The organism is Leclercia sp. (genome assembly GCF_036780805.1).
In the GTDB taxonomy this organism is placed as follows: Bacteria; Pseudomonadota; Gammaproteobacteria; order Enterobacterales; family Enterobacteriaceae; genus Enterobacter.
Map to the genome: position 1 here is coordinate 1,569,560 of NZ_DAIQCE010000001.1, position 15,565 is coordinate 1,585,124.

The window sequence follows — 15,565 nt, forward strand, 5'->3', positions numbered from 1 at the left end:
TAAGAATAATGAGTAAGTTACGATGAAAAGAATGTTAATCAACGCAACTCAGCAAGAAGAGTTGCGTGTCGCCCTTGTGGATGGGCAGCGTCTGTACGATCTGGATATCGAAAGTCCTGGACACGAACAGAAAAAAGCGAACATTTACAAAGGCAAAATCACCCGTATCGAACCTAGCCTTGAAGCCGCATTTGTTGACTACGGTGCCGAGCGTCATGGTTTCCTCCCTCTAAAAGAGATTGCTCGCGAATACTTCCCTTCCAACTATAACGCCCATGGCCGCCCGAACATCAAAGATGTGCTGCGTGAAGGCCAGGAAGTTATCGTTCAGATCGATAAAGAAGAGCGTGGCAACAAAGGCGCCGCGCTGACCACCTTTATCAGTCTGGCTGGCAGCTATCTGGTACTGATGCCAAACAACCCGCGCGCGGGGGGTATCTCTCGCCGGATTGAAGGCGACGACCGTACCGAGCTGAAAGAAGCGCTGGCCAGTCTTGAACTGCCAGACGGCATGGGCCTGATCGTTCGTACCGCAGGTGTAGGCAAATCTGCTGAAGCGCTGCAGTGGGACCTCGGCTTCCGCCTGAAGCACTGGGAAGCGATTCAGAAAGCCGCTGAAAGCCGTCCTGCTCCGTTCCTGATCCATCAGGAAAGCAACGTCATCGTGCGTGCCTTCCGTGATTACCTGCGTCAGGACATCGGTGAAATTCTGATTGATAACCCGAAAGTGCTTGAGCTGGCTCGCCAGCATATTGCCGCGCTGGGTCGTCCTGACTTCACCAGCAAAATCAAACTGTACACCGGTGAGATCCCGCTGTTCAGCCACTACCAGATCGAATCGCAGATTGAATCCGCCTTCCAGCGTGAAGTGCGTCTGCCGTCCGGCGGTTCTATCGTTATCGACAGCACCGAGGCGCTGACCGCCATCGACATCAACTCCGCGCGGGCAACCCGCGGCGGCGATATCGAAGAAACCGCGTTCAACACCAACCTCGAAGCGGCGGATGAGATTGCGCGTCAGCTGCGTCTGCGTGACCTCGGCGGCCTGATCGTTATCGACTTCATCGACATGACGCCAGTGCGTCACCAGCGCGCGGTGGAAAACCGTCTGCGTGAAGCGGTGCGTCAGGACCGTGCGCGTATCCAGATCAGCCACATCTCCCGTTTTGGCCTGCTGGAGATGTCCCGTCAGCGTCTGAGCCCGTCCCTCGGTGAATCGAGCCACCACGTCTGCCCACGCTGTAGCGGCACCGGCACCGTGCGTGACAACGAATCGCTGGCGCTCTCTATCCTGCGTCTCATCGAAGAAGAAGCGCTGAAAGAGAACACCAAAGAAGTCCACGCCATTGTGCCTGTGCCGGTCGCCTCCTACCTGCTGAACGAAAAACGTGCTGCGGTAAGTGCTATTGAAGCCCGTCTGAGCGGCGTACGCTGCGTGATCGTGCCTAACGACCAGATGCAAACCCCGCACTACTCCGTACTGCGCGTGCGCAAAGGCGAAGAGACCTCCACCCTCAGCTACATGCTGCCGAAGCTGCATGAAGAGGAGATGGCTCTGCCGTCCGACGAAGAGTACGCCGAGCGTAAACTTCCGGAACAGCCAGCCCTGGCAGCGTTTGTGATGCCAGAAGCGCCGCCTGAGCCAACGCACGAGGCCGTGGTAGCCAAACCGGCAGCCGCTAAACCGGTAGCCGAGGCCAGCCAACCGGTTGAGCAGCCAGGTCTGCTGAGCCGCTTCTTCAGCGCGCTGAAGAAAATGTTTGCTGGAGAAGAACCACAGCCAGCCCCAGCGCCGGTTGAGAAGAAAGAAGAGAAGCAGGAGCGTTCACCGGATCGTCGTAAACGTCAGAATAACCGTCGCGATCGTAACGAGCGCCGCGATAACCGTTCCGAGAATAACGAAGGCCGTGAAGGCAGCGAAAGCCGTGACAATCGCGAAAGCCGCGATAATCGCGACAACCGTGAAGGTCGTGAGCGCCGCGAAGGTCGTGACGATAACCGTCGCAACCGTCGCGAGAAGCCGCAGCAGAACACGGAAGATCGTGAAATTCGTCAGCCGGTCAGCGAAGAAGCTGACAAAGGCAGACAGCGTGATGAGCAGCAGCCGCGTCGCGAGCGCAACCGTCGTCGTAATGATGACAAGCGCCAGGCGCAGCAGGAAGTTAAAGTGCTTAATCGCGAAGAAGAGACCGTGCAGGATGCCGATCAGGAAGAACGCGTTCAGGTCATGCCGCGCCGTAAGCAGCGTCAGCTGAACCAGAAAGTGCGTTTCGAGTCTCAGACCGAAGAAGCGGCTGTTGAAGCGGTAGCGCCTCAGGTTGAACCTGCCCAGAGCACCGAGCTGGCGAAAGTCGACCTGCCTGCGGTTATCGAAAATGCACCTGAGCAGGAAGAGACCGGCGAAGGCCGCGACAACGCGGGCATGCCGCGTCGTTCACGTCGCTCCCCGCGCCACCTGCGCGTGAGCGGTCAGCGTCGCCGCCGTTATCGTGACGAGCGTTACCCGCTGCAGTCACCGATGCCGCTGGCTATCGCCTGTGCGTCACCAGAAATGGCCTCCGGTAAAGCCTGGATCCGTTATCCGGTTGCCCGTCCACAGGAGCAGCAGTTTGACGAGCAGAACGCGGCTGTCGACGCGGTTGCCCCGGTAGCGCCAGTCGTTGATGAGGTTATCACCGAGGCGGCGGCAGTGGTTATCCCTGAACCGCAGGTTGTTGAAGTCGATACTTCACATCCAGAGGTGATTGCCGCGCCTGTGACCGAACAGCCGCAGATTATCGCGCCTGAAGATGAAGTCGTTGCGGAACAGGTGGTGGAAGAGGCTAAGGCTGTCGAGCCGGTTGAAATCACCGAGGAAGCCGTTGAACCACAGCCGGTAGTAGAAGTTGAAGTGGAAACTGAGGTTCAACCTGAGGTTGAAATTGACGTTGAACCTGTTGCTGAAGTGGAACCAGAAGTCGCTGAAGTCAAAGCGCCGGAAGTGAAGCCAGCACCAGCCGCTCAGGTTAGCGCGGAACTTCACCACGCCACTGCGCCAATGACCCGCGCACCGGCCCCGGAATATGTTCCGGAAGCCCCGCGTCACAGCGACTGGGTACGCCCGGCGTTTGATTTCGAGGGTAAAGGTTCTGCAGGTGGTCACAGCGCAACGCACCAGGCCACAGCGCCTGCCACGCGTCCACAGCCGGCTGAATAAGCCCGCTTAAGCGCAAAAGCCGACCTTCGGGTCGGCTTTTTTATTGCTTCTGCGCAGGCCTGCGCATCCCGGCGATTTCAGGCATCACCTCTCGCATCATCTCCAGAAAGCGGCGCAGACGTGCCGGATAGTAGCGTGACCACGGATAGACCAGATGCACCGGCAATGCGGCTGGCTGCCAGTCGGGCAGCAGGTGTACCAGCCTGCCCTCACGAATGTCGTTTTCCACCGTCCAGCTTGAGACTACCGCCACCCCCAACCCGGTTAAGGCGCTTTTGCGCGCCACGTACAGGCTGTCGGTGCTCAGCCGGGGTGAGATAGCCACCCGCAGCGGCTGGGGTGCGCCTGCGTGGAACAGCTCCACGTGCTGACGATAAAAAGTATTCAGTGCCACCCAGGGCAGCACAGAGAGCTCCTCTGGCTTCTCAACCGGGGCATGGCGTGCGAGCAACTCCGGGGAGGCAACGATACTGCGCGGCACCTCGGCCAGTAATACCGACACCGTGGCCGGGTCGATCTCCGCCCCCACCCGGATGGCGCAGTCGATATTGTCACTCAGGAAATCGGCCGAGCGGTCATTGAGCATCCACTCCACATTGAGGCGCGGATAGCGCAGAAGAAACGCCGTTAACGGCTCCAGGAGCTGTTCCTGCCCGAAGGCATGGGGGGCGCGCACGCGAAGCACACCCACGGGTTCATCTTCGGTCTGCCCGACTTCATCTTCCAGCGCATGCCAGCTGTCGAGCACCCGTCGGGCATGCTGATAGCAGCGTTCACCGTCGTCGGTCAATTTCATGGCATGGGTGGTGCGCAGGATCAGGCGCACGCCGAGCAGCGTCTCCAGCGACTGCAGGCGACGGCTCACTGTGGCCTGGGTCGTTGCCATCTGCACGGCGGCGGCGGAAAGGGAACCGGTCTCGATGATGCGCACGAAAGTCCGCATCAGTTCCACCCTGTCTATACGCTCTGAGCGTTTCATTTTTTATCCGGTTATACGTTACACGTATAAGTGTTTTAACACTGCGCCTGCTACCACCGCAAGCCGGGCTGGTAAAGAATAGCGACACACCCGAAATGAGGAACTGTATATGAACACCAGCACCCTAACCCCCGCCGTCAGTCGGTGGGTCATTTTTATCCTCGCCATCGGCGCGGGCTTCAGCGTCGCTTCCATCTATTATGCCCAGCCGCTGCTGCCGCTGATGGGTGCCGATCTGCATCTCAGCATTGAAGGGATGGGGATGGTGCCGACGCTCACCCAGGCAGGCTATGCGCTGGGGATCCTGTTCCTCCTGCCGCTTGGCGATCGCTATGACCGTCGTACCCTAATAGTGGTCAAAAGCATCGCCCTTGCGGGGCTGCTGCTGGCCTGTAGCCTGACGGGGCAGATCCACTCCCTGCTGCTGGTCAGCCTGCTGATTGGGATGGCGGCTACCATGGCGCAGGATATTGTTCCGGCGGCGGCTATTCTTGCCCCGGCCGGTAAACAGGGGAAAACCGTCGGGACGGTGATGACCGGCCTGCTGCTGGGGATCCTGCTCTCCCGTACGGTGAGCGGCGTGGTGGGTGAAGCCTTCGGCTGGCGCGTAATGTATCAGCTGGCAGCGGGTAGCATTGCGATCCTGGCCGTGGTGATGTGGTGGATTTTGCCCCGCTTCGCGGTCCCGTCGAACCTGGGTTATCCGGAGCTGATGCGTTCTATGGCGCACCTGTGGCGTCGCTATCCGGCGCTGCGCCGTGCCGCACTGGCCCAGGGCTTCCTTTCCATCGCCTTCAGCGCCTTCTGGTCTACGCTGGCGGTAATGCTGATGGAACACTATCACCTGGGCAGCGCGGTCGCCGGTGGATACGGTATTGCCGGTGCCGCAGGCGCTCTGGCAGCCCCGCTGGCTGGCGGTCTGGCCGATAAACTCGGTGCCGGTAAAGTTACCCAGCTCTGCGCCGCGCTGGTGACCGTCTCCTTCGCCCTGATGTTCCTGATGCCCGCCCTCGGCGTACAGGGTCAGTTAATCCTGATTGCGGTTTCTGCGGTAGGCTTTGATCTCGGTCTGCAGTCAAGCCTGGTTGCCCACCAGAATCTGGTTTACGGTCTGGAGCCGCAGGCGCGTGGTCGTCTGAACGCCCTGCTCTTCACCGGCGTGTTTATCGGGATGGCGCTGGGTTCCGCGCTCGGTAGCCAGCTGTATACGATGGCAGGCTGGCCGGGTGTGATTGCCCTGGCGACGGTCACGGCAGCCGTTGCGCTGGCCATCCGCCTGGGAGAAAGCGCACGCACCAGCAGCTCGGTCATGCAGAATTGATGATAAAAAAAAAGCCCAGTCCGCGAGAGCGGATTGGGCATACAGAACATAACCAGTTTCAAGTCATGTCCAAAGGTCAAATCTGTTATTTATTAAGCTGGAACAGGGACATACCCTGCATATCGCTGAACGCTTTATAGGACGCCTGAAGCGCAGCCTGCTGCATAGTGTAAGAAGAAATAGCTGAGTTCCAGTCAACTTCCACGAGATTGCTCATCTGCGTTGATTGCCCTAAAGCACGGTCGCTGCCGAGGGTATCAAGCGACTCAAGCTCGTTCAGCTTGGTACCCAGATCGGCACGCACGGTCAGCACGTTATCCAGGGAATTACGCAAGCCGCGGTTTGCCTTATCAATATCAGTAGCAAACTGATCAGCCTTGGCCTGATCGCCTTCAACAGGCACTTTCAGCGCTGCAATCGCGTTATCAAAAATCTTAAACAGATTCTTTTCCGGCGTAGCGCCACCCGGCTCTGGCGCGGCATTGCTGGTAAAGGATTCAAATACTTCGGTACCGGTATGGCTAATCTGCATGGTACGCGCAGAATCGACCTGTTGGCTGATCGGGGTGCTACCACCCGCATAGATTCCGGTCGTCTGATCGAAGGCAGCCGCGTCAGTTTTATAACCGGCAAAAATATAGCGACCATTACCATCGGTACTGTTTGCCAGGTTCATCAGCTGATCGCGGATACCCTGCAGATCGGTCGCGAGAGAGTTGCGATCGCTGTCACTCAGCGTGCCGTTACCGGCATAGACAATTTTCTCCTGCGCAGACTGCAGCGCGGTAGTCACCTGACCCAAAATATTCTCTTCCAGAGAGACTTTCTGCGTGGCGAAAGAGCGGGCCAGCGTGTACTGACTGTTTTGCGCCTGCGCCTGTGACAGCACGACGGCCTGCGAGGCAGCGATCGGATCGTCAGAAGGACGGTTAACACGTTTTCCGGTGGACATCTGCTCACCGTAATCCATCCACTTGCTCTGGGAATCTGTGATCCCACGCATGTTCTGCTGGTACATCATCTGGGTGCTAATACGCATCGTTGACCTCGGCCTTAGCGAATGTTGATTAACGCGTCGAAGAGCGTGCTGGCGGTTTGCAGCACCTGGGCATTGGCCAGGTAGTACTGCTGGAAACGCTGCAGGTTGCCGTACTCTTCATCGAGGTTAACCCCGGAGATCGACTGCTGCTGGTTGCTCAGCTGCGTCGCCACGTTTGCCTGGGTAGTGCTGCTGGTTTTCAGCGTTGCGGTCTTGCTGCCGACGGTACTGACCAGAGAGGCATAGGCATCGTTAAAGGTTTTGCTGCCGCCCACCACTTTGCTGTTCTGCAGATCCAGCAGCGCCTGACCGTTGCGGTTATCACTCTCTCCGCCGTCCTTGTCAGAGGCAAGAGCCAGTTTACCCTCATCGCTGATCGCCACGTCCATGTTCACAATAGCGTTGGTGACCGGCTTAACGATAAAGCTGTCTTTATTTTTTGCCGCACCCGATACGTTGACCGTCAGGCCATCAAAGGACAAGTTTCCGTTGCCGTCATCGGTGGCGGTGACCGTGGTTTTATCGGACAGGCGGGTGATCTTCCAGTTGCCGGCGTCAAACTCCATTTTGTAGTCGGTAGCCTGTACTTTGGTGTAGTTGGCCATATCAACCGTCGCTGACACGGTAGCCGAACCGGTATTTTTGCTATTGCCCAGTACCGCCGGGGTCCCGATATCGAATAATTTTTCGCCGGGTTCGCCTGCGGTGTCAAAGCCCTTTGCGTGCTGGGTGTTCATCGCGTTAGCGAAAGAGAGCGCCAGCTGGTTAAGGGTGTTGCGCGCCGCGTCGAGCTCTTCGGTGCGGAAGGTCAACATTCCGCCCAGCGAGCCGCTGGTCATCAGTTTTTCCGGGATCTCAACGGGGCCCGAGGTGCCGTCAACAAACGCCACCGTGGTACGGGACGGATCGGCGCTGGATTTTACAGCCGCCAGCTGGTTGGATGTGCTGCCCTGAACCAGGTTGTAGCCGTTGCCGAAGGAGACGTTATAGGTGCCACCGTCCTGGACCGAGACTTCAACGCCCACGATCTGGTTCAGCTCGCTGACCAGCTGGTCACGCTGATCGAGCAGGTTGTTCGGGGAGGCGCCCGCACCCACGCCGGTCAGACGGGAGATCTGATCGTTGAGGTTGGCAATCTGTTTAGCGTAGTTGTTGATCTGCTCTACGCTGGTGCCAATCGCGGTATTGATCTGCTTATCCTGATCGCGCAGATACTGGTCGTTCACCTTGAACTGGTTCACCAGGCCGTCGGCCTTGCCCAACACCGTCTGGCGCGCCGCCGGATCTTCGGCATTGCTGACCAGGGTCTGCAGGCTGCTGAAGAAGTCCTGCATGGTGGTGGCCAGGTTGTTGGTGCTGCCGGACAGGATGTCGTCAATTTTGGACATCTGCTGGTAACGGGTAGTCAGTGCACTGCTCTGATTCTGCGCGTTGCGCAGCTGGTTGGTAATGAATGAATCATATTCGCGCTGTACCCCGGAGACATACACGCCGTTGCCAACCCAACCGCCGCCTGTCAGGGTGCTGTTTGAGGCGCTCAGCACCGTCGTTTGACGGGTATAGCCCGTCACGTTGTAGCTTGAAATGTTATTACTGGCGGTATTCAGCGCAGCCTGTGCCGCGCTGAGGCCACTCATGGCGCTGTTGATCAAACTGGACATGGGGGTTCCTTTTATACTTTCAGACACGAGTCCTGCTGGAGATTATCGGCAGCCCCCAGCCGGACTTGAGAACTTTCAGAACAGATTTTCGATATCGTTGCTGTACGCTTTGCTGACTTTCTCACCCATCGCTTTAAGCTGCTGGATCATGCTGGTCAGCTTGCGGGCATACTGCGGATCGGTGGCGTAACCCGCGTTCTGCAACGCCTGTGCGCCCTGCTCTGCCGTCGCCGCCTGGGTCACTGCCGCGTAGCGCGGGTTGCGACTCAGCACACCGACGTAGTCTGAAAGCGCTTCCAGATACGAGCTGTAGACGCGGAACTTAGCTTTAACTTTCTTCGCTTCGCCGTTTTCATATTCGGTGGTGGTGATCTCGGTGGTCGGCCCTTTCCAGCTCCCGGTGGCCTTCACGCCAAAGATGTTGAAGCTTGGCTCGCCGTTCTCACGACGGATCTGCCGTTGCCCCCAGCCGGACTCCAGCGCCGCCTGGGCCAGAATCAGGTGATGCGGCACCCCGCTCTGCTGACTGGCGAGACGCGCAGGCAGCGAAAGCTGGGCCAGAAAGTCTTTGCTGTCGCCGGTGAGCGGTTCATCGTCACTTTCTGGAGCTTTCGGCACCGCTTTACGCACCATCTGAGTCAGGGCCTGGTTTTGATAGCTGGTCACCTTTTCCAGATCGAACTTCATCGGCACCTGCTGCGGTGCCTCTTCCGGCGGCACGCCCTGGGCGGCCGCCATCTGCTTCACGATCACATCGGCCAGCCCAAGCCCTTTACCGGAGGTCATCTGCTGCGCAATCTGCTGGTCATACATGCTGGTGTACAGACGCGTTGAGTCGCTGCTGAAGATGCCGTCTTTCGGCAGTGCCTCACGCATGCTTTTCAGCATCATCTGGACAAACATTCCTTCCACCTGGCGGGCCACCGGGCGGATATTTCCCGCCGGATCTTTGCCTGCTTTGGCTTTCAGGTCGTTGAGCGACTGGGTATCCCAGGCCGCGCTGCTCAGCAGTTTGCTATCGGTCAGCATCAGATAATTTCCAGTTTGGCGCGTAGACAGCCTGCGCTCTGCATGGATTGCAGAATCGACATCAGATCGATCGGGGTTGCGCCCAGCGCATTCAGCGCCCGTACCACGTTGTTGAGGTTGGCACTGGAACGCACGCTCTGCAGCGAACCGCCGCTCTGACGCATATCAATCTGGGTCTGTGGCGTAACGACTGTTTGACCGCCGCCAAACGGCGTATCCGGCTGGCTGACGTTAGCCGAACGGTTGACGGTGACCGACAGGTTGCCCTGTGCCACGGCACAGTTATCGAGAGTCACTTCACGGTTCATCACCACCGAGCCGGTACGGGAGTTAATAATCACTTTGGCATCCTGCGGCGTGACGTTCACTTCCATGTTCTGGATATCCGCCAGCAGGCGAACCTGATTGCTGCCCCCGGAGGAGACGCGGATCTGCACGGTGCGGGCATCCAGCGCCGTGGCGCTACCATAGCCGCGACCGCGGTTGATGGTGTCAGCGATCTGCTGCGCCATCGTGAAGTCATCCTGATTCAGCTGCAGGTTGATGGTGTTACCGGACCCGAACTGGGTTGGCAGTTCACGCTCAATGATCGCCCCGTTGGTGATACGACCGCCGTTCAGCTGGTTAACCTGCACGCTGCTGCCGCCGGCGGAGGCACCCGCCCCGCCGACCAGAATGTTACCCTGCGCAAGAGCGTAAACCTGACTGTCGACCCCTTTCAGCGGGGTCATCAGCAGCGTACCGCCACGCAGGCTTTTCGCGTTACCCATGGAGGAGACCACCACGTCGATGGTCTGCCCCTGGCGGGAAAAGGCCGGATAGGAGGCGGTGACCATCACGGCCGCCACGTTTTTCAGCTGCATGTTGGTCCCGGCCGGCACCGTGATGCCGAGCTGGGAGAGCATGTTGTTCAGGCTCTGGGTGGTGAACGGGGTCTGGGTCGTCTGGTCACCCGTGCCGTCCAGTCCGACCACCAGGCCGTAGCCGATCAGGGAGTTTTCTCGCACGCCCTGAACGCTTGTGAGATCGCGGATACGGTCGGCCTGGGCAACGGTTGCCACCAGCACCAACAGGATCCCGAAGAGGGATTTAAACATAGGTCACCTCGCTTACATCGGCGATAAATTAAGGAAGAAACGCTGCAGCCAGCCCATATTCTGCGCTTCATTGATGTAGCCGTTGCCGACGTACTCGATGCGCGCATCCGCCACCTGGGTGGACGGTACGGTGTTGGAGCCGCTGATGGTGCGAGGGTTAACCACACCCGAGAAGCGAATGAACTCAGTGCCCTGATTAATGGCGATCTGTTTTTCACCCACGACATGTAAATTGCCGTTCGCCAGCACCTGGTCGACGGTCACCGTCAGGGTGCCGCTAAAGGTGTTGCTGGCATTGGCGCCGCCTTTACCGTTAAAGGAGTTGCCGCCTGACGCCTCGGCATCGGCGCGGGCATTACCGAAGAGACCTTCGAGGTAACGCGGCACGGTGTCGAAGCCAAAATTGGTTTTCCCGTCGCGGCTGGCATTCGCTGACGAGCTCTTGCTGGCGCTGACGTTCTCCTGGAGCTGGATGGTCAGCGTATCGCCGATATTACGTGGGCGACGGTCTTCAAACATCGGCTGATAACCGTAGTTAATCGGCTGCGCTGTCTGGAAAATAGAGCCATTCGCGACCGGCGTCGGGCCAGGAACGGGTTGGGCGGAAGTCGCACCCTGCACCAGAGGTTGAGACGGAACCCAGGCGCAACCGGTCAGGGTAACGGCCAGGAGGGTCACTATCGGATAACGAATCGCCGCGAGTTTTTGCATTGCCTTCATCTTCGAAAACAGGGAGCCGGCGCGGCGCGAACCGCACCGGACTACACCTTAGAGTTGCGTCAGTTTCTGCAGCATCTGGTCGGTCGTCGACACTGCTTTACTGTTAATTTCGTACGCGCGCTGAACCTGGATCATATTCACCAGCTCTTCTGCGACGTTGACGTTTGAGGTTTCCACATACCCCTGATACAGCAGACCTGAACCGTTCAGACCCGGCGTGCTCTCATTCGGCGCACCGGAAGACTGGGTTTCGATGTACAGGTTCTCACCGATGCTTTCCAGACCGGTGTCGTTCATGAAGGTGGTCAGGTTAAGCTGGCCAACCTGCACCGGCGCGGCCTGGCCCTGCTGGGTCACGCTCACGATCCCGTCACGCCCGATAGTAATGCTCAGGGCGTTAGCCGGAATGGTGATGGCTGGCTGCACCTGAAAACCGCCCGCCGTCACCAGCTGACCGTTCTGATCCACCTGGAACGAGCCGTCACGGGTGTAGGCAGAGGTACCGTCAGGCAGCTGCACCTGGAAGAAGCCCTGGCCTTTGATCGCCACGTCTTTGCTGTTGTTGGTCTGGGACAGGTTGCCCTGGCTGTGCAGACGCTCGGTCGCCACCGGACGCACGCCGGTACCGATCTGCAGACCGGATGGCAGCGTGGTCTGTTCAGACGACTGGGCACCCGGCTGGCGGATGGTCTGATAAAGCAAATCTTCAAAAACCGCACGCTGACGCTTAAACCCATTGGTGCTCACGTTCGCCAGGTTGTTGGCGATGACATCCATATTGGTTTGCTGCGCGTCGAGGCCGGTCTTCGCGATCCATAAAGAACTGATCATAAGGTGTCCTGTTAACTCATTGACAGCAGCTGGTTGGCGCGACCGGCGTTTTCATCGACGCTGGAGATCACCTTCATCTGCATTTCAAAACGGCGCGCGCTGGCGATCATGTCGGTCATCGCCGCCACCGGCTTCACGTTACTGCCTTCCAGCACGCCAGACATGACGCGAATGCTCGGGTCGGCCTGTAAGGTCGCGCCACGGGTGGCCTGCGCCGCCTGGGTCAGACGGAACATGCCGTCGTCGCCACGCTGCACTTCAAATCCTTCGGCTTTGACCAGCTTCAGGCGGCCAACCGGTGATACGGTATTTGGCGGATCGCCGGGGTTCAGGGCCGAGATGGTCCCGTCTGCCGCGATGGTGATCTCCGAGCCTTCCGGCACGGTGATCGGGCCGCCGTCACCGATAACCGGATGTCCCTGGATGGTCAGTTGCCCGACCGAATCCACCTGGATGTTCCCGTTACGGGTGTAGCCTTCGCCGCCGTCGGCGGTTTCAACCGCCAGCCAGCCGTCCTGCTGCAGCGCCACGTCGAGCGGGCGCGAGGTGTAGTCCATCGAACCCGGCGTCATGTCGGCGCCCGGCGTGGACGCGGTGACCAGCGTACGCGTCGGCAGGGAGAGCCCTTCCACCGGGACGGCGCGCATCGCATTGAGCTGCGCACGAAAACCCGGCGTTGAGGCGTTCGCCAGGTTACTGGCGGTGACTGCCTGCTGATTGAGCGTCTGACTGGCGGCGCCCATCGCGGTATATATTGCGTGATCCATTAAGAAATCCCGTCAGCCACTTAGCGGAGGTTAACCAGCGTGTTGAGGATCTGATCCTGGGTTTTGATGGTCTGCGCGTTCGACTGATAGTTACGCTGCGCGACGATCATATTGACCAGCTCTTTACTCAGGTCGACGTTGGAGGCTTCCAGCGCGCCGTTGGTCAGGGTACCGAAGTTACCGGAACCGGCGGTGCCCAGCAGCGCCACGCCTGAAGACTGAGTAGCAGACCAGACGTTGTTACCTTCCGACTGCAGGCCTTCGTTGTTGGCGAAGTTCGCCATCACGATCTGACCCAGCACCTGGTTTTGTTCGTTGGAGTAGTTACCGACTACAGTACCGTCATCGTTGATCTGATAGCTCACCAGGTCGCCCGGCTTGTAGCCGTTCTGGTTGGTCGCCACGATGTTGTTCGCCCCGGTGTTCTGCTGCATGGAGTTGAGGAAGCTCAGGGAGAAGCTCACCGCCGGTGCGCCGCTCAGTGGCTCGGAGGTCACGTCGATAGACGTGCTGGCGTTTAGGTTGGCAGTATCCAGGGTCCAGGTTTCCGGCGTAGTGCCCTGAGGGAGGTAGTTAGTCACCCCTTGCAGGATACCGTTACCGTCGAAGCTCATCTGCGCCGCTTTGGTAATTTTACCGTTCGTCACGCTGCCATCCTGGGTGTAGAGATCCCACTTGTTGTCTGCCGTTTTCACGTAGTAGACATACATGTTGTGGGCGTTACCCTGGTTGTCGTAAACGGTGATGGTGCCTTTCTTGTTGAAGCTGTCTGAATCCGGGTTAGCGTTGGTCGCATCAAACGGAATGGTCGGCACGCTGTCGGTGGAGTTCAGGTTGATCTGCTGCGCGGCGATGCTGGTCGCTTTTGCCGACATCAGGGTGTTTGGAATGTTGATCGGCTGCGGGTTCGCGCCGGTCTGCACCGTTGGCGGGCTACCTGCTGCCGGATAGCCGGTCAGCTGCAGGCCCTGCATGTTCACCAGGTTGCGGTTTTCGTCCATGCTGAACTGGCCGTTACGGCTGTAATAGACAGCGCCGTTGCTGTCGAGCATACGGAAGAAACCGTTCTGGCTGATGGCGACATCCAGGCCACGGCCGGTGTTGGTAGTGGTACCGTCTGAAAAGTCCTGGGTGATCCCGGCGACTTTAACGCCCAGACCCACTTTGGAACCGGCGAACATATCCGCGAACGACGCGCTACCGGACTTAAAGCCATAGGTCGCGGAGTTGGCAATGTTGTTACCAATGACGTCGAGGTTAGTGGCTGCAGCATTCAGGCCGCTGACCGCTTGTGAAAAGGCCATGAGTTACTCCTAAAGGGGTTAAATAATCTGCCGAACTTCGTCGAGCGTGGTGGTACCGTAAGTGCCGAGATCCAGCGTGTTACCGGTGCTGCTGCGGATCACGCCCTGCACCATCGCAAACTGCAGTGGCTGCGCCACCAGCTGCGTGCTGCCGCTGCTGGCGGAAATCGCGACGTTATAAGAGCCGTTTGGTGCCGTGCTGCCGTCGGTCAGGGTTCCGTCCCAGGTAAAGGTGTGGACGCCCGCTTTCAGCTCGCCAATGTCAATGGTTCGCACCACCGCGCCGTTCTTATCGGTGATGGTGGCGGTCACTTTGTCCGCGCTCTGCTGCAGCTCAACGCCAAACGGGGTCGTTGAGGTGGTGGTCGAGCCTTCGGCACCGCTGGTGCCTGCCAGAACGGTGGTGCCCGGGATCATCACGCCATGGCCAATCAGCGTGCTGGCCTGCATCGACTGGCTGCTGTCGATCTGCCCGGAGATAGAGCCCAGGGTGGTGTTGAGCTTTTCAATGCCGCTCACCGTACTGATCTGCGCAAGCTGCGTGGTCAGTTCGTTGTTCTGCATCGGGTTGGTCGGATCCTGGTTTTTCAGCTGCGCCACCAGCAGGGTCAAAAAGCTGCCCTGCAGATCGGAAGCATTGCTTCCGGTAAGCGAGCTGCTGCCGGTGGCGCCGCTGACGCCAGTGGCCGTCGATCTGTCATTTACATTTACGGCAAGGGACATTGATCTCTCCTTTACTGGCCCAGAGTGAGCGTTTTAAGCATCATGGTCTTCACGGTATTCAGGACTTCTACGTTGGCCTGGTAGCTGCGAGAGGCTGACATGGTGTTAACCATCTCGCCGACCACGTCCACGTTGGGCATTTTGACGTAGCCGCTGGCGTCCGCCAGCGGGTTGCCCGGCTCGTACACCAGTTTGTCCGGTGCCTGGCTCTCAATCACGCTGGCCACTTTAACCCCGCCGGTTTCCGCACCCGGCGCAGCATCCACCTGGAACACCACCTGCTTGGCGCGGTAAGGTTGCCCGTCCGGCCCGGTCACGCTGTCGGCGTTCGCCATGTTACTGGCGGCAACGTTCAGACGCTGGGACTGCGCGGTCAGGGCTGAACCCGCGATATCAAAGATATTGAGTAAGGCCATTACTGGTTGCCTCCCTGCAGAACACTCATCATGCCTTTAATCTGCCCGCCGAGAACGGTCAGCCCCATCTGGTACTTGAGGCTGTTATCAGCGAACTGCGTACGCTCCCGGTCCATATCGACGGTGTTACCGTCCAGGGATGGCTGATCGGGGATGCGATAAAGTAAATCGGTACTCGGGGTGGTCACGGTCTCTGCGGGAATATGGCGTGCAGAGGTCAGCGCAAGGGCGACACCGCTATTCTCGGCCCGACCGCGCTCCATCACTTTCTTTAATTCACTGGAAAAATCGATATCGCGCGCCTGAAACCCGGGGGTATCGGCATTCGCGATATTGGCGGCCAGAATCTCCTGACGCTGGGCACGCAAGTTGAGCGCTTCCTGCTGAAAACGTAGCGCGGCGTCGAGTTTATCGAGCATGTCTCCTCCGCTGATGGCAAAATTTCAGTGGATAGCTTAAATCTCAACCCGTCTCCGTCATCG

General features: G+C 58.7%; 14 protein-coding genes. 2 read left to right on the forward strand and 12 right to left on the reverse strand.

Translation table 11 applies throughout. The features are described from left to right. Positions 1-22: 22 nt before the first annotated feature. Positions 23-3,196, forward strand: a complete 3,174-nt coding sequence (gene rne / locus V7Q49_RS07425) for a ribonuclease E (protein ID WP_333850091.1) — start codon at positions 23-25, stop codon at positions 3,194-3,196. A gap of 40 nt (positions 3,197-3,236) precedes the next feature. Here rne and V7Q49_RS07430 read toward each other — a convergent pair whose 3' ends face one another. Next, positions 3,237-4,175, reverse strand: a complete 939-nt coding sequence (locus V7Q49_RS07430) for a LysR family transcriptional regulator (RefSeq protein ID WP_333850092.1) — start codon at positions 4,173-4,175, stop codon at positions 3,237-3,239. 109 nt (positions 4,176-4,284) lie between these two features. Between V7Q49_RS07430 and V7Q49_RS07435 the strand changes: the two genes are divergently transcribed. After that, positions 4,285-5,496, forward strand: coding sequence for an MFS transporter (locus V7Q49_RS07435; RefSeq protein WP_333850093.1), 1,212 nt, complete (start codon positions 4,285-4,287; stop codon positions 5,494-5,496). 85 nt (positions 5,497-5,581) lie between these two features. On the opposite strand, the gene flgL is transcribed toward V7Q49_RS07435, so the two are convergent. The 11 genes from flgL to flgB form a co-directional block, all read right to left on the reverse strand. Beyond that, positions 5,582-6,535, reverse strand: coding sequence for a flagellar hook-associated protein FlgL (flgL, locus tag V7Q49_RS07440; protein ID WP_333850094.1), 954 nt, complete (start codon positions 6,533-6,535; stop codon positions 5,582-5,584). 14 nt (positions 6,536-6,549) lie between these two features. Next, positions 6,550-8,196 (reverse strand): flagellar hook-associated protein FlgK, encoded by a 1,647-nt coding sequence (gene flgK, locus V7Q49_RS07445; RefSeq protein WP_333850095.1) that lies wholly within the window; start codon positions 8,194-8,196, stop codon positions 6,550-6,552. Positions 8,197-8,271: 75 nt separating this feature from the next. Continuing rightward, positions 8,272-9,225: a flagellar assembly peptidoglycan hydrolase FlgJ gene (flgJ, locus tag V7Q49_RS07450; protein WP_333850096.1), complete on the reverse strand. Its 954-nt coding sequence runs from the start codon at positions 9,223-9,225 to the stop codon at positions 8,272-8,274. After that, positions 9,225-10,322, reverse strand: a complete 1,098-nt coding sequence (locus V7Q49_RS07455) for a flagellar basal body P-ring protein FlgI (protein ID WP_333850097.1) — start codon at positions 10,320-10,322, stop codon at positions 9,225-9,227. Before V7Q49_RS07455 ends, flgJ begins: the two co-directional genes overlap by 1 nt. 12 nt (positions 10,323-10,334) lie before the next feature. Beyond that, positions 10,335-11,033: a flagellar basal body L-ring protein FlgH gene (flgH, locus tag V7Q49_RS07460; protein ID WP_333850098.1), complete on the reverse strand. Its 699-nt coding sequence runs from the start codon at positions 11,031-11,033 to the stop codon at positions 10,335-10,337. Positions 11,034-11,090: 57 nt separating this feature from the next. Then, a complete protein-coding gene (gene flgG / locus V7Q49_RS07465) occupies positions 11,091-11,873 on the reverse strand; it encodes a flagellar basal-body rod protein FlgG (RefSeq protein ID WP_032617536.1) in 783 nt (260 codons plus the stop codon). 11 nt (positions 11,874-11,884) lie between these two features. Next, positions 11,885-12,640 (reverse strand): flagellar basal body rod protein FlgF, encoded by a 756-nt coding sequence (locus tag V7Q49_RS07470; protein ID WP_333850099.1) that lies wholly within the window; start codon positions 12,638-12,640, stop codon positions 11,885-11,887. A gap of 20 nt (positions 12,641-12,660) precedes the next feature. Continuing rightward, the gene (flgE, locus tag V7Q49_RS07475) at positions 12,661-13,944 is read right to left on the reverse strand and encodes a flagellar hook protein FlgE (protein ID WP_333850100.1); all 1,284 of its coding nucleotides are present in this window, start codon (positions 13,942-13,944) and stop codon (positions 12,661-12,663) included. Between the two features lie 18 nt (positions 13,945-13,962). Then, positions 13,963-14,667 carry a flagellar hook assembly protein FlgD gene (gene flgD, locus V7Q49_RS07480; RefSeq protein WP_333850101.1) on the reverse strand — a complete coding sequence of 235 codons (705 nt, stop codon included), beginning with the start codon at positions 14,665-14,667 and terminating at the stop codon, positions 13,963-13,965. Between the two features lie 11 nt (positions 14,668-14,678). After that, positions 14,679-15,083 carry a flagellar basal body rod protein FlgC gene (gene flgC, locus V7Q49_RS07485; RefSeq protein ID WP_333850102.1) on the reverse strand — a complete coding sequence of 135 codons (405 nt, stop codon included), beginning with the start codon at positions 15,081-15,083 and terminating at the stop codon, positions 14,679-14,681. Continuing rightward, positions 15,083-15,502 (reverse strand): flagellar basal body rod protein FlgB, encoded by a 420-nt coding sequence (flgB, locus tag V7Q49_RS07490; RefSeq protein WP_333850103.1) that lies wholly within the window; start codon positions 15,500-15,502, stop codon positions 15,083-15,085. Before flgB ends, flgC begins: the two co-directional genes overlap by 1 nt. Between the last annotated feature and the right edge of the window lie 63 nt (positions 15,503-15,565).